General features: G+C 70.4%; 17 protein-coding genes, 2 tRNA genes and 1 other RNA gene. 7 read left to right on the forward strand and 13 right to left on the reverse strand.

Features of this window, described 5'->3' with window-relative positions:
* Positions 1-41: 41 nt before the first annotated feature.
* Complete coding sequence (locus tag PKF00_RS01305; RefSeq protein ID WP_271215453.1) at positions 42-737, reverse strand: TetR/AcrR family transcriptional regulator; 696 nt, start codon at positions 735-737, stop codon at positions 42-44.
* Between the two features lie 214 nt (positions 738-951).
* On the opposite strand from PKF00_RS01305, the gene PKF00_RS01310 reads away from it, so the two are divergent.
* Positions 952-1746: a hypothetical protein gene (locus PKF00_RS01310; RefSeq protein WP_271215454.1), complete on the forward strand. Its 795-nt coding sequence runs from the start codon at positions 952-954 to the stop codon at positions 1744-1746.
* A 176-nt stretch (positions 1747-1922) separates the two neighbouring features.
* On the opposite strand, the gene PKF00_RS01315 is transcribed toward PKF00_RS01310, so the two are convergent.
* The 5 genes from PKF00_RS01315 to PKF00_RS01335 form a co-directional block, all read right to left on the reverse strand.
* Positions 1923-2990: an aspartate-semialdehyde dehydrogenase gene (locus PKF00_RS01315; protein WP_271215455.1), complete on the reverse strand. Its 1068-nt coding sequence runs from the start codon at positions 2988-2990 to the stop codon at positions 1923-1925.
* Complete coding sequence (locus PKF00_RS01320; protein WP_271215456.1) at positions 2987-4261, reverse strand: aspartate kinase; 1275 nt, start codon at positions 4259-4261, stop codon at positions 2987-2989. The genes PKF00_RS01315 and PKF00_RS01320 overlap by 4 nt, the downstream gene beginning before the upstream one ends.
* Positions 4262-4352: 91 nt before the next feature.
* Entirely contained in the window at positions 4353-4883 is a 531-nt protein-coding gene (locus PKF00_RS01325) for a DUF5063 domain-containing protein (protein ID WP_271215457.1), read from the reverse strand.
* Positions 4876-5475 carry a recombination mediator RecR gene (gene recR / locus PKF00_RS01330; RefSeq protein ID WP_271215458.1) on the reverse strand — a complete coding sequence of 200 codons (600 nt, stop codon included), beginning with the start codon at positions 5473-5475 and terminating at the stop codon, positions 4876-4878. The genes PKF00_RS01325 and recR overlap by 8 nt, the downstream gene beginning before the upstream one ends.
* Positions 5476-5479: 4 nt before the next feature.
* Positions 5480-5833: a YbaB/EbfC family nucleoid-associated protein gene (locus PKF00_RS01335; RefSeq protein ID WP_271215459.1), complete on the reverse strand. Its 354-nt coding sequence runs from the start codon at positions 5831-5833 to the stop codon at positions 5480-5482.
* Positions 5834-6185: 352 nt separating this feature from the next.
* On the opposite strand from PKF00_RS01335, the gene PKF00_RS01340 reads away from it, so the two are divergent.
* Positions 6186-7658, forward strand: coding sequence for a helix-turn-helix domain-containing protein (locus PKF00_RS01340; protein ID WP_271215460.1), 1473 nt, complete (start codon positions 6186-6188; stop codon positions 7656-7658).
* Between the two features lie 112 nt (positions 7659-7770).
* On the opposite strand, the gene PKF00_RS01345 is transcribed toward PKF00_RS01340, so the two are convergent.
* Positions 7771-9966: a DNA polymerase III subunit gamma and tau gene (locus PKF00_RS01345; protein WP_271215461.1), complete on the reverse strand. Its 2196-nt coding sequence runs from the start codon at positions 9964-9966 to the stop codon at positions 7771-7773.
* A gap of 31 nt (positions 9967-9997) precedes the next feature.
* Positions 9998-10093: signal recognition particle sRNA small type (ffs, locus tag PKF00_RS01350), an RNA gene on the reverse strand.
* A gap of 96 nt (positions 10094-10189) precedes the next feature.
* On the opposite strand from ffs, the gene PKF00_RS01355 reads away from it, so the two are divergent.
* Positions 10190-10275 (forward strand) — tRNA-Ser (locus tag PKF00_RS01355).
* Positions 10276-11064: 789 nt separating this feature from the next.
* Here PKF00_RS01355 and PKF00_RS01360 read toward each other — a convergent pair.
* Positions 11065-12147, reverse strand: coding sequence for a S1C family serine protease (locus PKF00_RS01360; protein WP_271215462.1), 1083 nt, complete (start codon positions 12145-12147; stop codon positions 11065-11067).
* 141 nt (positions 12148-12288) lie between these two features.
* On the opposite strand from PKF00_RS01360, the gene ypfJ reads away from it, so the two are divergent.
* Together ypfJ and PKF00_RS01370 are read left to right on the forward strand one after the other, a co-directional pair.
* Positions 12289-13143: a KPN_02809 family neutral zinc metallopeptidase gene (ypfJ, locus tag PKF00_RS01365; protein WP_271215463.1), complete on the forward strand. Its 855-nt coding sequence runs from the start codon at positions 12289-12291 to the stop codon at positions 13141-13143.
* 70 nt (positions 13144-13213) lie between these two features.
* The gene (locus tag PKF00_RS01370) at positions 13214-13516 is read left to right on the forward strand and encodes a type II toxin-antitoxin system VapB family antitoxin (protein ID WP_271215464.1); all 303 of its coding nucleotides are present in this window, start codon (positions 13214-13216) and stop codon (positions 13514-13516) included.
* Between the two features lie 84 nt (positions 13517-13600).
* Here the strand turns inward: PKF00_RS01370 and PKF00_RS01375 are convergent.
* The 4 genes from PKF00_RS01375 to PKF00_RS01390 all read right to left on the reverse strand — a co-directional run bounded on the left by PKF00_RS01375 (position 13601) and on the right by PKF00_RS01390 (position 15259).
* A tRNA-Ser gene (locus tag PKF00_RS01375) sits at positions 13601-13690 on the reverse strand.
* Positions 13691-13714: 24 nt separating this feature from the next.
* Positions 13715-14158: a tRNA adenosine(34) deaminase TadA gene (gene tadA / locus PKF00_RS01380; protein ID WP_271216332.1), complete on the reverse strand. Its 444-nt coding sequence runs from the start codon at positions 14156-14158 to the stop codon at positions 13715-13717.
* Positions 14159-14241: 83 nt separating this feature from the next.
* Entirely contained in the window at positions 14242-14733 is a 492-nt protein-coding gene (locus PKF00_RS01385; protein ID WP_271215465.1) for a tRNA adenosine deaminase-associated protein, read from the reverse strand.
* Positions 14734-14749: 16 nt separating this feature from the next.
* Entirely contained in the window at positions 14750-15259 is a 510-nt protein-coding gene (locus PKF00_RS01390) for a tRNA adenosine deaminase-associated protein (RefSeq protein WP_271215466.1), read from the reverse strand.
* A 168-nt stretch (positions 15260-15427) separates the two neighbouring features.
* Between PKF00_RS01390 and upp the strand changes: the two genes are divergently transcribed.
* Positions 15428-16066 (forward strand): uracil phosphoribosyltransferase, encoded by a 639-nt coding sequence (upp, locus tag PKF00_RS01395; RefSeq protein ID WP_271215467.1) that lies wholly within the window; start codon positions 15428-15430, stop codon positions 16064-16066.
* 135 nt (positions 16067-16201) lie between these two features.
* Complete coding sequence (locus tag PKF00_RS01400) at positions 16202-16432, forward strand: hypothetical protein (protein WP_271215468.1); 231 nt, start codon at positions 16202-16204, stop codon at positions 16430-16432.
* Positions 16433-16508: the final 76 nt, after the last annotated feature.

Here is a 16508-nt window from a genome sequence, read left to right on the forward strand (position 1 = left end):
AATCTTTTCATTACGCAAATGCCTGCGGTTCGGGCCACAGTTCACGCACGAAGTTCGTGGACCCCCGCGATGAAGTCCCTGGCGACGCCGCGCAGGCCCGGCAGGTGCGAGAGCCCCACCAGCCGGTCCACCAGCGGGACGACCAGTTCGATGAACCTGTGGGTGCGCGCGCAGCCCTCCGAGGAGTCGTGCACCCAGAACAGCACGACTCCCATCGACATGAGCCAGAGCAGCTCGGGCAGTTCCGCCTTGAGTTCGGCGTCCATCCGGTCGGCCGACCCCTCGACCACCTTCCGGTAGAGCGCGATCGAGGCGTCCCGCGCGGGCGAGGACTCGGCGCTGAAGGGGCTGAGCGGGTTGCTCGGCTCCGCCGCGTGCTTGAAGAACTTCACCGCGAACTCGTGGTACGGCTCGGAGACCCGCACCCACTCCCGCAGCACGCCGCCGAGACGCGGGGCGAAGGCGCTCTCCACGGCCAGCAGCCTCTCGCACGCGGCCTCGTGTTCGGCCTGCGCCCGGTCGTAGTACGCCTGGACGAGGGCTTCCTTGGAGGCGAAGTAGTAGTAGGCGTTGCCGACGGACACCCCCGCCTCCGCGGCGATGGCCCGTATCGTGGTGGCCTCGTATCCACGCTCACGAAACAGCCTCAAAGCCGTTTCTACGATGATTTCCCGGGTCTTATCTGATCCCCGGCTTTTCTGGGTCGGCTCGGCCACGTTCGTCACTGTACGACCCATGACGCCGTTAGGTCAGCGAGGCGCACGATGATCGCCACCACACGGCAAATTTCATCGTGCCGGAGGGGTCACCGCGAGTCCGATGTGGGATTGATCCTTCTTGTGGAAGGGCTCCCGCGACAAGGGATAACAAATGGGGAAACGTCCCTGTAGACGGAGAGCGGCCCGACTTACGGCGGGGGCACTTCTGGCTCTGCAGATCTCGTTCATCGCGATGGCCTCGGACGGCAACGCCGCGGCCGGGACCGCGCACGCGCCGGTCGCCGTCATGGTCGTGGACCCGCCCGTGGTGGCCGGGACCGCGCGACGCGGCGTCGTCGGCGCTGTCGGCGGGGCGTACGACGTGGGCGTCCTGGAGACGGCCCGGCGCTACACCCGGGACCTGTACCGGCACGCCACCGCGCTGCGCGAGGCCGTCACGCCGCATGACGGCACCGTGCCCCGCAGGACCACCGTGTGGGCGCAGGAGGGACTGAGCGAGGCCCAGCCGCGGGAAAGGCTGGGCGGCGTCCAGGTCGCCGCCCAGCAGGCGCAGGAGACGCTGGAGACCCGGGAGGCGCCGCAGGGGAAGGCTCACGGCGCGCAGGCGCGGGAGGAGGCGGCGCGCCGCGTGCCCACCGTACGGCTGGGCCACCTGCAGGCCACGCAGCGCCTGAGGCAGGCGGGCCTGGGCTGGAAGTCCTCGGGAGGGTGCGTCAACCGCAACGTGAGAGTGTGCACCTCGCTGGAGGCCGTCAGGACGGCGACCGTGACCAAGGTGATCGACCTGAAGCGCAGGAGCGGGTGCCCCGTCGTGATCACCGGAGGCACCGAAGTCGGGCACGCCCCGGGCCCCTACAGCCATCACGAGGGCTACAAGCTGGACATCAAGCCCAACCGCTGCATCAGCGGCTACATCAAGCGCGAGTATCCCTACCAGCGGACGCGCGGTGACGGAGCCCCGCTCTACGGGGACTCGGAGACCGTCTACGCCAGGGAGCCCGACCACTGGGACATCCTCTTCCGCTGACGCCCGGAGCTCCGCAGACGGCGTGAGGACCGCGTGAGGAGCGCGCCCGCCCCGCCCGCCATGGGCCCCCGGCCGCACGCCCGGGACCCGGCTCGTCCGCGCGCCGTACGGTGAACGTCCACCGTACGGCGCGCGGCCCCACGCCGGGCCGCCCGCGGGCGGCCCGGCGTGGACCGCTACGCGAACTCGGCCGCGACCAGCTCGGCGATCTCCGCCGCGTTCAGGGCCGCGCCCTTGCGGAGGTTGTCACCGCAGACGAACAGGTCGAGGGTGTTCGGGAAGTCGAGCGCCTGACGGATCCGGCCCACGTAGGTGGGGTCGGTGCCGACGACGTCCGCGGGGGTCGGGTAGACGCCGTTGGCCGGGTCGTCCATGACGACCACGGTCGGGGCGGCCTCCAGGATCCGGTAGGCGTCGGCGACGGTGATCTCGCGCTCGAAGGTCGCGTGCACGGTCAGCGAGTGGGTCGTGATCACCGGGACGCGGACGCAGGTCGCGGAGACCTTCAGGTCGTCGATCCCGAGGATCTTCCTGGACTCGTTGCGGAGCTTGATCTCCTCGGAGGCCCAACCGCCGTCCTTGAGCGAGCCCGCCCACGGGACGACGTTGAACGCGATCGGCGCGGGGAAGGGCGACTCGCCCTCGCCCAGCTTGTTCTGCAGGACCTTGCGAACGTCGCCCGCGGTCTGTCCGACCGTCCTGTCGCCCGCCAGCGCCTCGATCTCGTCGTAGAGGCGGGCCGAACCCGCGACGCCCGCGCCGGAGACCGCCTGGTAGGAGGAGACGACCAGCTCGCGCAGGTTGTACTCCTCGTGGAGCGCGCCCATCGCGGCCATCATCGACAGCGTGGTGCAGTTGGGGGTCGAGATGATGCCCAGCGGACGGTTGCGGGCGGCCTCGGGGTTGACCTCGGGCACGACCAGCGGGACCTCGGGGTTCATCCGGAAGGTGCCCGACTTGTCGATGGCGATCGCGCCGCGCTCGGCGGCGATCGGCACCCACGTCGCGGAGACCTCGTCCGGCACGTCGAAGATCGCGATGTCGACGCCGTCGAAGACCTCGGGGGTCAGCTCCTGGACGACCAGGTCCTCCCCGCGGACCCGCAGGACCTTGCCCGCGGACCTGGCGGACGCGACGAGCTTGATGTCGCCGTAGATGTCCTCGCGGGTGGAGATGATGTCGCGCATGACGGTGCCGACGGCACCGGTCGCGCCGATCAGAGCGAGAGTGGGCTTGCGGCTCATCGGCCGGTACCTCCGTAGATCACAGCTTCAACCTGGTCGGCGTCGAGGTTGAACGCGCGGTGCGCGGCGCTGACGGCCGCGTCCACCTCGTCCTGCCCGACGATCACCGAGATGCGGATCTCCGAGGTGGAGATCATCTCGATGTTCACCCCCGCGTCGGCGAGGGCGGCGAAGAACGTCGCGGTGACGCCGGGGTGCGAGCGCATGCCCGCGCCGATCAGCGAGACCTTGCCGATCTGGTCGTCGAACAGCAGCGTCTCGAAGCCGATGTGCTGCTGGATCTTCTTCAGTGCGGTGAGGGCCGTGGAGCCGTCGCTCGCGGGCAGCGTGAAGGAGATGTCCGTCCGACCGGTCGCCGCCGCCGACACGTTCTGCACGATCATGTCGATGTTGACTTCGGCGTCGGCCAGCGTTTTGAAGATCGTGGCAGCCTCGCCGACCTTGTCGGGAACCCCGACAACGGTGATCTTGGCCTCGCTCCGGTCGTGCGCGACGCCGGAGATGATCGGCTGCTCCATCTGTGTTCCTTCACTGTCGGGGTCGGAGGTGACCCACGTGCCTTCCTTGGTGCTGAACGAGCTTCTTACGTGGATCGGCAGGTCGAAACGGCGGGCGTACTCGACGCAGCGCAGATGCAGGATCTTGGCGCCGCAGGCCGCCATCTCCATCATCTCCTCGTAGGAGATCTTGGGGATCTTGCGGGCGACCGGGACGATGCGCGGGTCCGCGGTGAAGACGCCGTCCACGTCGGTGTAGATCTCGCACACGTCGGCCTCGAGGGCCGCGGCGAGTGCGACGGCGGTCGTGTCGGAGCCGCCACGGCCGAGCGTGGTGATGTCCTTGGTGTCCTGGGAGACCCCCTGGAACCCGGCCACGATCGCCACCTGGCCGCCGTCGAGAGCCTCGCGGATCCGGCCCGGCGTCACGTCGATGATGCGGGCGCGGCCGTGCGAGGAGTCGGTGATCACACCCGCCTGGGAGCCGGTGAACGAGCGCGCCTCCTGGCCCAGGTTGGCGATCGCCATCGCCAGCAGCGCCATCGAGATGCGCTCACCGGAGGTGAGGAGCATGTCGAGCTCGCGCCCCGGCGGCAGCGGCGAGACCTGCTGGGCGAGGTCCAGCAGTTCGTCGGTGGTGTCGCCCATCGCCGAGACGATCACCACGACGTCGTTGCCGGCTTTTTTCGTCGCGACGATCCGCTGGGCGACCCGCTTGATGCAGGACGCGTCGGCGACGGACGAACCACCGTACTTCTGAACAACGAGCGCCACGAGATGTCTCCGAAGCAATCTAGGGCTGTGGAGCTCTCAGTCTACTGGCGCACCGGTAGAGCACTTCTGGTTTGGCCCACTATGTGGACAATCACACTGTTGTGCGCTCTTCTGCCACGTCCAACCTCGTGTGGGCGACAAGTGCCTGAAGGGCACGCATGGCCGCTCCCGCGTGGTTGCCCCACGTGTTGAAGTAGGAGTACTGCCACCACCACAGCGCCTCGAGGGGACGGCCCGCCTGGTAGTGCCTGAGCCCGTGCAGAAGGTCGGCCGCCACGGCCGTCAGGTCGTCGGAGAGGCGGTACGGCGTGACCGAGGTGTCCTTGTAGGGATCGAAGACCTCGGCGTAGTCGTCCACCGGGCCGAGCCGCTCGGCCAGGGCCGTGCGGACGGCGTCGACGTCCGGGTCCTCGCTCAGGTGCGGCTCCCAGTTGCCCGACAGGATCACGTCCTGGCTGGCGCCGAGCTGCGCGCCCGCCGAGCTGACCTGTGCGACCTCCACCAGCAGCAACGGCAGGATGGCGTCGCCGCCCTCGCCACCCGCCAGCCTGGTCAGGCCGTCGATGTAGTTCTCCGCGTGCCCGGCGACGTTTTCCGCCAGGGCACCCCATGCGTCAGACATCCAGCAGCCTCCTACCCTCGAACGCGCGGCCCAGGGTGACCTCGTCGGCGTATTCGAGGTCACCGCCCACGGGCAGGCCGCTGGCCAGTCGTGTGACCCTCAGACCCATCGGCTTCACCAGACGGGCGAGATAGGTCGCCGTCGCCTCCCCCTCCAGGTTGGGGTCGGTGGCGAGGATCAACTCGGTGACCTGGCCGTCGGCCAGGCGCGTCATCAGCTCCCGGATGCGCAGGTCGTCGGGACCCACCCCGTCGATGGGGCTGATCGCCCCGCCGAGCACGTGGTAGCGGCCCCTGAACTCGCGGGTCTTCTCGATCGCCACGACGTCCTTCGACTCTTCGACGACGCAGATCACGTGGGGATCGCGCCGGGCGTCACGGCAGATCCGGCACTCCTCCTCCGCCGCGACGTTCCCGCAGATCCGGCAGAAGCGGACCTTGTCCTTGACCTCGAGCAGCGCGTGGGCGAGCCGTTTCACGTCGGCGGGCTCGGCGGCCAGCAGGTGGAAGGCGATGCGCTGCGCGCTCTTCGGACCGACGCCGGGCAGCATGCCCAGCTCGTCGATCAGGTTCTGGACGACCCCCTCGTACATGGCTTCAGAACCCGGGCAGCTGGCCGAGGCCGCTCCCGCCTCCCAGCCCCTGCGCGAGCGGTCCGAGCTTCTCCTGCTGGAGGTCGGCGGCGGCGCGCACGGCGTCCCTGATCGCCGCGATGACCAGGTCGGCGATGGTGTCGGCCGTCTCCTGGGGGTCGCCGGGGTCGACGGCCTCGGGACTGATCCTCAGTTCGAGCAGTTCACCGCCCCCGTTGACCGTGGCCACGACCAGGCCTCCGCCCGCCGAGCCCTCGACCTGGGCGTCGTTCAACTCCTGCTGGGCGCTCACAAGCTGCTGTTGCATGAGCTGTGCCTGCTCCAGCAGTTGCTGCAGGTTGACATCCCCTGGATTCACCGTCGTGTGCTCCTCATCCGTGACGTCAGTCGTCACGAGCCTACGGGGTCCGTGGCAGGTGTTGCACTGGCGCATGCCCGTGTTCCCCAGGGACGGCGGCTAAACCCGCCCGCCCGGTCCGGGCCGACGGCCGCGCCGGGTCCCGGCCCCCCTCCAAGACGTCCGGGACCCGACGTCACACGCACCGGAGCGGCCGCACACGGCGGCGTGTGCTCAGAAGGTATCCGACGCCACGTTGCACACACGTTGCGATCGTTCAATCACCCTCCGCACTCCCTTTTGGCGGAACCGGTTGCGGCCGACCGCCCGCACCGCCGATGCTTCGGCAATCGGCCCGACCCTGGAGAGGCACATGTCCGGCAGCCGCCCGGGAGCCGTCCCGGACATCAACGCCCACTCGGTACGGCTGCGCCGTCTGCACGAGGCCGCCCTGGACGGCGCACGCCCCCGGGGCGAGACGCCGCGAAGCCTGATCTCCGCCTCATGGCGCAGGTCCATGGACGCGGGGGTCGACCCGGAGACCCGATCCGCCCCGCCCGCCTTCGAACGACGGGATCTCCGGGACGTCCGCTCCCGCCACCCCATGGGGGACCTGCTGCCGCTCATCGCCGGGACCCTCCTGGACGCCGCCTCCGCGAGCGCGCACATCCTGATGGTCACCGACGAGGAGGGCCGGGTGCTCTGGCGCGACGGCGACCGCGAGGTGATGCGCACGGCGGACGAGGTGGGGCTGGCCGACGGCTTCCACTGGGGCGAGCACGCGATCGGGACGAACGGCATGGGCACCGCGCTCGCGACCCGGCGACCCGTCCACGTCTTCTCGGCCGAGCACCTGGTCAGGGCGCTCCACTCCTGGTCGTGCTCCGCCGCGCCGATCGTCGACCCCGACGGCGGGCAGGTGCTCGGCTGCGTCGACATGAGCGGGAGCATGCACGCCCTGCACCCCGCGACCGTGGCCCTCGTCGAGACCACGGCGCGTCTGGCCGAGAGCCACCTCGCGCTGCGCATGCGCGAGCGCGACGACGTGTTCCGCGCGCGCAACGACAGGCACCTGCGGGCGCTGCGGGGCGAACCCGGCGCCCTGGTCACCGCGACGGGACGCGTCGTCTCCTGTGACAGGACCCGGCAGTGGGGCGACCGCGTCCGCCTGCCCGGGTCCGGCGACCGGGTGGTCCTGCCGGACGGCGGAACCGCGTTGCTCTCCCCCCTCGACGGCGGCTTCCTGCTCCGTCTCCCCGAGCGGGCGCACGCCCCCACCCTGACCCTGTCCTTCCTCGGCACGGACCACCCGGACGCCGACCTCGACGGCCTCCGCGTCCCGCTGTCCCCGCGCCACGCCGAGATCCTCACCCTGCTGGCCCTCAACCCCCGGGGCACGACCGCCGACCAGCTCTCCTTCCACCTGTACGGCGACGCGGGCAACCCGGTGACCGCCCGCGCGGAGATCCACCGGCTGCGCGTCCAGCTCGGCCCCGTCATCGCCGCCAGGCCGTACCGCCTGACGTGCGCGGTGCGGGCCGACTTCCTCGACCTCAGGCGTCTGCTCGCGGAGAAGGACGCCGCCGCGGTCGCCCATGCCTACCGGGGGCCGCTGCTGCCCCGTTCCGAGGCTCCCGCGGTGCGCGGCGAGCGAGAGGAGCTCGAAGGCCGGGTCCGCGCCCACCTGCTGTCACGAGGCTCCCCCGACGACCTGTGGACCTACGCGAACACCGAACACGCCAGGAACGACGTCCACGTCCTGGAACGCCTCCTCGTCATGCTCCCCCACGACGACCACCGCGCCGCGGTCGCCCGGATCCGCCTGTCCGCGCTCGCCCTCCACTGACCTCTCACGCCTCTCACCGCGCGCCGTCGCGTTCGAGATCCCCACGACGCCGGGACTTCGAGATCCCTACGACGCCGGGACGGAGAGCGGCGGGGCCGCCGCGGGCCGGGCGTCAGGTGTGGTCGATCTCGCCGATGATCTGGCCGCCGAGCTCGCGCTGGATGAGGGCCATGCCGCTGAGCGCGTCGACGTCCGCGTCGGCGTCGTTCAGCGGGTCGACCTCGTCGGTGTCGGAGGCGGGGGCGCGCCCCGGGACGGTCTCCGGCCAGGCGGACCTGTTGCCTCCGGCTTTCGGGCCCGTCTGTGCGGCGGCCATGGCCGCGGAGCGCGCGGCGGCGAGGCCGGGGCTCGGAGAGGGAGGCGACCCGGGGTCGTCGGGAAGCGGCGCGTCGGGCCAGGACTCGTCGGTCGCGGGCGGGGCCTGGCGGACCTGGGCCTGAGGACCCGTGTGAGAGGCCTGCGGGCTCCCCTGGCCGCCGTGCGCCCCCGGAGCCGGAGCGGCCGCAGCGACGGACGTGGGGCCCTGCGCGGGCTCCTGGCGCGGCTGGACGGGGGGCCGCGGCGGGGCGGCGGGAGGACGCGCGCCACCGGACGGCGCGGGCGCGCCGCCGACGACGGCCTCGACTTTCCAGTTTCCGCCGAGCACGTCCTGCAGCGCCGCGGCGACCACGACGTCCTTGCCGCCGCCGGTGAAGTTCCGCATCGCGCCCACCTGGGCGAACCCGAGCGTGACGACCTTGCCTTCGACGCCCACGACCTGGGCGTTGGTGTTGACGTTCGCCCAGACGACGATGCTGCGCTGCTTGAGAACCCCGAGCACCTGCGGCCAGGCCTGCTGGACGGATCCGACCTCCGCTCCGGAGACCGGCGCGGACACCGCCGCGCCCGAGGGCTGACCCGGCGGCTGGCTCGGCGGCTGGGAGGCCTGCTGTGCGCCCTGCTGGGTCTGCGCCTGCGGTACGCCGGCGCTCTGGCCCCCCGGCCTGGTGGGAGCGGGCCAGTCGTCGTTCCCGGAGCCGGAGCGGGCGGGCGGGGCGGTCGGGGCGGGCGCTGTGGAGATCACCTGAACGGGAGCCGGGACGGCCGCCGCGGGGGCCTGCGCGACGACGGGAACGGCCATGGGCGCCTGCGCGGCCACGGGGAGGGCCGCGACGCCGCCCTTCTCAAGGCGCTCGAGCCTGGCGAGCAGCGCCGCCTCGCCCTGCGCGACCCCGGGAAGAAGCGTCCTGGCGCACATCAGCTCGAGCAGCAGCCGCGGCGAGGCCGCGCCGCGCATCTCGATCAGGCCCGCGTTGAAGATCTCCGCGGCGCGGGTCAGCTCGGCCGGGCCCATCGAGGCGGCCTGCGCCTGGAGCCGCTCCAGCTCGTCGCCGGGCCGGTCGAGCAGGCCGCTGGTCGCCGCCTCGGGCACGTTGGCCAGGATCACCAGGTCGCGGAAACGCTCCAGCAGGTCCATCGCGAACCGGCGGGGGTCGTGGCCCCCCTCGATCACCCGGTTCACGGTCTGGAAGACCTTCGCGCCGTCACGGGCGGCGAAGGCGGCGATCATGTCGTCGAGCAGGTCCCCGTCGGTGTAGCCCAGCAGGGAGACCGCGCGCGCGTACGTGATGCCCGCCTCGTCCGATCCCGCGAACAGCTGGTCGAGGATCGAGAGCGAGTCACGTGCCGACCCGGCGCCCGCCCTGACCACCAGCGGCAGCGCGGCGGGCTCGAAGGGGACGTTCTCCGAGGTGAGGATCTCCTCCATGAGCGTGCGCAGCGCCGCGGGCGGGATCAGCCTGAACGGGTAGTGGTGGGTCCGGGACTTGATCGTCCCGATGACCTTCTCCGGCTCGGTGGTCGCGAAGACGAACTTCAGGTGCGGAGGAGGCTCCTCGACGAGCTTGAGCAGCGCGTTGAAACCCTCACGGGTCACCATGTGCGCCTCGTCGATGATGTAGATCTTGAAGCGCGCGGACACAGGCGCGAAGAAGGCCCGCTCCCGCAGGTCGCGGGCGTCGTCCACGCCACCGTGCGACGCGGCGTCGATCTCGATGACGTCGAGGTGTCCGGGGCCGGTCGGGGCCAGCGCCACGCAGGAGTCGCACTCCCCGCAGGGGTCGGGAGTCGGGCCCTTCTCGCAGTTCAGCGAGCGGGCCAGGATGCGGGCGCTGGAGGTCTTGCCGCAACCCCTCGGCCCGCTGAACAGGTAGGCGTGGTTGATCCGGCCGCTCCGCAGCGCCTGCCGCAGCGGCTCGGTGACGTGCTCCTGACCCTTGACCTCCGCGAAGGTCCCGGGCCGGTACTTTCGGTACAGCGCAAGACTCATGCGACGATCCCACCTGCGAGGGAGCCTGAAACGAAGAGACCCCTCGCACACCCGCCAGAGCCTGCTTATCCTTGCTGCCTTCCGGCCCTGGGGAGGTTCACAGGATGACGCCGCGCGAGGGGTCCGGGCACAGTCTAGCCTCTGATCCGACTGCTCGGGGCCGCGAACGCGGGGCGCGAATATGTGGTCAACGCACTCCTGAAAGTTCGGTAAGCTTCTCCACGGAGGATTCGCCTAGTTGGCCTAGGGCGCACGCTTGGAAAGCGTGTTGGGGGCAACCCCTCAGGAGTTCGAATCTCCTATCCTCCGCGCTTGGTTGAGCAGCAGAAACACGAAGGGCCCGGACTATCCACCCGGGCCCTTCGTGCTGTCCGGGTCCCGGTTCGGGTCTCAGCCGGTCTCTTCCAAGGGCTTCTCACCCCTGCCCGCCGCCGCCTCGCCGGCCTGCCAGAGCAGCCCGCCGACCTGCTTCGCCACGGTCCGCCGGACGGTGTCGGCGTGGCTCCGGCGCCCGCCGGATCACCTGGGACACCGCCTGACGACGGCCCTCGACACGACGGGGTCGACCTCGGCGACTGTGAGCGTGGGCGCCTGCGGATCCTCTCCCCAGGTCGACGGCTCGCCGCGAGAAGCAGGGCGCCGGGCCGGAGCGCTCTCGGGAACGTCCAGGGCGTACGGCGGGGTCCGGGGAGCCTCCGGAAGGACTCTCCGCGCGTCGCGCGGGCCGGGGGCGGCCTGTCCCACCTTGAAAAGGGGCTCCGCTGCACTTGTCGTCCCTGCTGCCGTTCGAGCCTCCGGAAAACACCGACTTTTCTGGAAAGTGACTGTCCGCCTTCTTTTCGACGCTCCCTGTCGGTCACTCCGGTCAAAATCTCAAAGGCGCGCGGATCACGGCGACCAAGAGTGCGGTCCGCACGAGAAACGGCGACCGCGACCGTCAAGAGGTCCGGGCCCGCCGAGTCCGCGACAGCCAGGACACGTCGCCGAGAGGCGGCCGCGCGCGTGCGAACCCGGGCCCTGGCGGCCCCCAGGCCCGCGACGAGCCTGGGAGCCCCGGCCGTGGCCCGGGGTGTGGAACCTCCTGTCCTTCGCCGTCCCTCAGTCTCCGGAGTGTCTGCCGAGTCTCACGGTCGTCGTGGCGGTCGAGCCGTCGGGCCGCCGGAGTCTCACCGTGGCCGTGTCACCGGGTTCGCGTGCGGAGAGCACCCTGCTCAGCGCCTGGACGGTCAGGGTCGGGACGCCGTCGACCGAGACGATCACGCTGCCTGGGCTGAGGACCGCGTGCGCCACGCCTGCGCCCGTCCGCATGACGCCGACGCCCGCGGGCCTTCCCCTGCGGTTGACCACGGTCCGCACGGCGACCCCGAGGGCGGCCCGGTCGGTCTTGGTGACCTTGCCGTCGCTGATGAGCTGGCGGGCGACGTCGGTGACGGTGTTGGAGGGGATCGCGAAGCCGATGCCCGGAAGCGTGCTGCCCGTCTCGACGCTGACGACGTTGGCGACCAGGATGCCGTCGACCTGACCCGACAGGTCGACCAGGGCGCCGCCGCTGTTGCCGGGGTTGATCGCGGCGGTGGTCTGGACGAGGCCCTTGATCGTCGTCGTGGCGGGAGTCGCGCCTTCCTGGGCCGCGAACTGGACGCTGCGGTCCAGCCCGGAGACGATGCCGTCCGAGACGCTGCCGGACAGGCCCAGCGGGTTGCCCATGGCCAGCACGATGTCGCCGATGGACAGGTCGTCGGAGTCGCCGAAGACGGCGGGGACGAGGTCCGTCGGGTCGTCCACTTCGAGCACGGCCAGGTCGTTGGCCGGGTAGGCCCCGACCAGCCTGGCGGGCCGGGAGGGGCCGCCCGTGGCCAGCGAGACGTCGAAGCCGGTGGCGCCGCTGACCACGTGGGCGTTGGTCACGATGTGCCCAGAGGTGTCATAGACGACGCCCGAGCCCTCGCCGAGTTCCTTCGAACCGGCCTTCGAGATGATCTGCACGACGGACGGGAGCACCTTGGCGATGCCCCTCCTGTAGTCGGCCTCCAGGGTCGTCGGGATCCTCGCCGCGGGGACGGCCACGCCGGCGCCCGCCTCGGGGCTTCCCTTCCCTCGCGGTCGCGGGTCCGCGCCTGGACCGCCGCCGACGAACAACACCATCACCACAGCCAGCGCATGAACGGTTACTGTCTGCATTCTCCCCATGCAGGGTATTTGCCCAGATCTCGGGGAAAACCGCAGGTCGGATGGAGTATTTCCCGGCTCCCGCCGTCCGTCGGCATGCCAGGCCCTCCTGGGGGCAGTGGGGGTCCCAAGCGGATCGAAGGGACGTCTGCGATGGATTTCAAGGACGATGTCCAGCTGGACAGCTCGCAGGTCGAGAGAGGCGGCCGGAGGGGGATCCCCGGCGGAGGGCTCGCGATCGGCGGCGGGGCCGCCGGAATTCTCGCGCTCATCGTGGCGCTGATATTCGGGATCAACCCCGGCGACGTCACCGGCGGCGAGCCGGCGCCGGTGGGGACCGGCTCGAACCTGAGCGCCCAGTGCAAGACCGGGCAGGACGCCGACCAGAACGAGGAGTGCCGGGTCGTCGGCGTGGTCAACAGCATCCAGGACTACTGGCCCACGGTCGTGCAGGACTACCGGCCGGCCAAGACCGTGATGTTCTCCGGCCAGGTCAACACCGGCTGCGGCGCCGCCGACGCCTCCGTCGGGCCGTTCTACTGCCCGGCCGACCAGAAGGTCTACCTCGATCTGAGCTTCTTCGAGCAGTTGCAGAGCAGGTTCGGCGCCAAGGGCGGCCCGTTCGCCCAGGCGTACGTCATCGGACACGAGTACGGCCACCACGTGCAGAACCTCCTGGGCACCAACGCCAGGGTCCAGGGCGACCGGCAGGGGCCGGAGAGCGGCTCGGTCAGGCTTGAGCTGCAGGCCGACTGCTACGCGGGCGCGTGGGCCAAGAACGCCTACCAGACGGGCCTGTTCGAGAAGCCCTTCACCGACCAGGACATCGAGGAGGCGCTGAGCGCCGCCTCCGCCGTCGGCGACGACAGCATCCAGGAACGCACCCAGGGCCGGGTCGACCCGGACGGATTCACCCACGGGACGTCCGCACAGCGTGTCAAGTGGTTCACCACAGGTTACGAGACCGGCGACCCCAGCAGGTGCGACACGTTCGCGGGGAGCATCTGAACGGCCCGCTGACCTGGTACAGGAGAGACCGGGCAGGCAAAGAATCCGAATCTCTCATAAACTACGTACTGTGATCTTCAAGTTGATCGGTGATGGACGGCCCTACCCCGAGCACGGCCTCTCGCATCGCGAGTGGGCGCAGATACCCCCGCGACAGGTCCGGCTCGACACGCTGATCACCACGAAAGCGGTGCTCGACCTGCACTCCCTGCTCGCCAAGGACTCCACGTTCTACGGCGACCTGTTCCCGCACGTGGTCCAGTGGCGCGGCGACCTCTATCTGGAGGACGGCCTGCACCGAGCGCTGCGCTCGGCCCTGCACCAGCGCTCCATCCTGCACGCCCGGGTCCTGGAGCTGCCCACGGACGGCTGAGCGCCTCAGGCGCCGGGGACAGGCGCGGAGGAAGGCCTGTGAAACGCGAAGAGGGCTCCCGGCGAACCGGGAGCCCTCTGTCTGTGGCGGTGGAGGTGGGATTTGAACCCACGGATAGGTTGCCCCATCACACGCTTTCGAGGCGTGCGCCCTCGGCCACTAGGCGACTCCACCGCGGAGCAGCTTACCGGATATCCGCTATTGCTCGCGCATCCGGCGAGAGGCGAAGAACTCGGTGAGAACTCCGGCGCACTCCTCGGCCAGCACGCCCATGACGACCTCGGGCCGGTGGTTGAGCCTGCGGTCCCGCAGCACGTCCCACAGCGAGCCCGCCGCGCCGCCCTTGACGTCCACGGCGCCGTAGACGACGCGGTCGACCCTGGCGAGCACCGCGGCCCCCGCGCACATCGTGCAGGGCTCCAGGGTGACCACCAGCGTGCAGCCGGTCAGCCGCCACTCGCCGCGGGCCCGCGCGGCCCCGCGCAGGGCGAGGATCTCGGCGTGCGCGGTCGGGTCGGCCAGCGACTCGCGGTCGTTGCCCGCCTGGGCCAGCACGGAGCCGTCCCGGTCCAGGACGAGCGCGCCGACCGGCACCTCGCCCCTGGCACCCGCGCTCACGGCCTGTGCCAGGGCCAGCCGCATCCCGGGAACGTAGTCGGCCGCTTCGGGGGAACGCTCCCACGGAACCCGCGCCCCGGGAACGGGGGTCTCGGGAAGGGGATCCGTCACCGAAGCCGGTCGAGCTCGTCCGCGAAGGCCAGCCGCTCCGCGATCACCGAGAGCGTGTCCGCGGGGAGCGCGCCCTCCTCCATGCTGAGCTCGATGAGCTCCTCCGGACTCAGCCCGAGGTCGCTCAGCAGCTCGAAGTCGCCCGCGGGCCGTACGCCCAGGTCGGGGGTCTCCTTGTCGGGGGCGACCCCGGCCAGCTCGGTGAAGAGCTCGCCGAGACCGTCCGACAGGCCCGCGTGCGCGTCGGACAGGAAGGCGCGGGGCTCCTGGTCGCCCTGGTAGCGGACGATCGCGAACCACTCGTCCTCCACCTCGACGCACAGCAGGGCCAGCTCGTCGCCGTTGAGCCCGAGGTGTTCCTGGACCGCGTCGCCCAGGTCGTCGGCTATCTCGGCGGCGCTGAGGTCCACCTCCGCGCCGTTCCACCCGTCCGCGGTGCGGACGAAGGCCGCCGAGAACACGCTGTTGGCGGATTGTCTGGAGGACATGGCCGATCTCCCGAGGTCAGCCGAACACCGAGTCGATTGCGCGTTCGAACGGCTCGGAGAATCCCAGCCGCGCGGCGATGCTGGACAGCACGTCCTCGGGGAGCAGGTCGATGTCCCCCGAGAGGATGCCGAGCTCCATCTCGTCGAGGCCCAGGTCCGCGAAGATCGACAGGTCTCCCGCGGGGAGCGCCGTCTCCTCGTCCTGGAGGATCGCGTCCAGCTCGTCCTCGTCAGGCACCGGCACGTCGAGGTACTCCAGCGCCTGCCGTGCGAGCGGGAAGTCCCAGGACGCGGCGATGTCCGAGAGGAAGACCTCCACGTGCTCACCAAACACCCGTAACGCCACGAAGAACTCATCCCCAACGGCGACCAGGCCAATCGTCCCGTTGATGCTCGGCTGCTGGCGCAGAGCATGGATCAGACCCTGGAGGTCGGAGGTCAGCGCCACGGGAAGCATCTCCGCTTCCCAGATGTCGTCCTCGCGATAGACCACGATGGCAAAGTCCAGAGAGTCTTCGTCTGACATGGCCATCCCCACCGGTGCGTTCTCTACGGACGTCAATGCTTTCAGAAGCATCGCGTCCGCGTACGCCTCCGGGGCCAAATTGTGATCCAAATCCGGGTGAGCGGGCGATGTCCCGCAGGTGCCCGGGGGTTGTCCCCTGAGCGGCCGTTCAGGATAGCGTGGGCGACCATGGAGACCCTCGTCGTCGACCACCCGCTCGTGGCGCACAAACTGACCGCCCTGCGGGACGCCGGCACGGACTCGCCCACCTTCCGGCGTCTGGCGGACGAGTTGGTGACGCTGCTCGCCTACGAGGCGACCCGCCACGTCCGCGTCACCGAGCTGACGGTCGAGACCCCCGTGGCGACGGCGCGGGGCGTACGGCTGGCGCAGCCGTACCCGTTGGTCGTCCCCATCCTCCGCGCGGGGCTGGGCATGCTGGAGGGCATGACCCGGCTGCTGCCGACGGCCGAGGTCGGCTTTCTCGGGATGATCCGCAACGAGACCACGCTCAAGGCGGAGACCTACGCCACCCGGTTGCCCGACGACCTGTCGGGCCGCCAGGTCTACGTGGTCGACCCGATGCTCGCCACGGGCGGCACGCTGGCCGCGGCGATCCAGTTCCTCTTCGAACGCGGCGCCGACGACGTGACCGCGCTGTGCCTGCTGGCCGCGCCCGAGGGCATCGCCCACATGGACGAGGTCTTCTCGGGCAGCGACAGGCCGATCCGCCTGGTGACCGCGGCCCTCGACGAGCGGCTGAACGAGCACGGCTACATCGTCCCCGGGCTCGGCGACGCGGGCGACCGTCTCTACGGCGTCGTCTGAGAAGATCTCCCTGGTCAAAAGGGAGTCGTTGCATCTTCTCTTCGTTACACAGCGTGCTTGAATGGGTACAAGCAGTAGCGAGGACATCTCTTCTGTGTCCCAGGCCGATGACCCGGGCGCACACCAGGGAGAAGCATGAGCGAGATAAGCATGACGGACCAGGAGCCCGACCCGTACGAGCACGTCAGTGCGGCGTTGCGGGACGAGTTCTCCGAGGTCCACCCGGCGACCACGGTGACCCGCTGCATCCAGGCGGCGCACTACGGCGCACTCGAGGTGACCGGCCAGGCCCATCCGGGGCTGGTCGAGCGGATCGCCCGCAAACACCTCGAGGTCCTCGCGCTGGTCGCGAGCGAACGCGGGTGACGGACATCACATCTGCGCGATCAGGCCTTCACCGAGAGCCCGCAGCCTGATCAACGAAGACGCTTTACCTCGCGAA

Source organism: Streptosporangium carneum, from assembly GCF_027922005.1.
GTDB lineage: Bacteria > Actinomycetota > Actinomycetes > Streptosporangiales > Streptosporangiaceae > Streptosporangium > Streptosporangium carneum.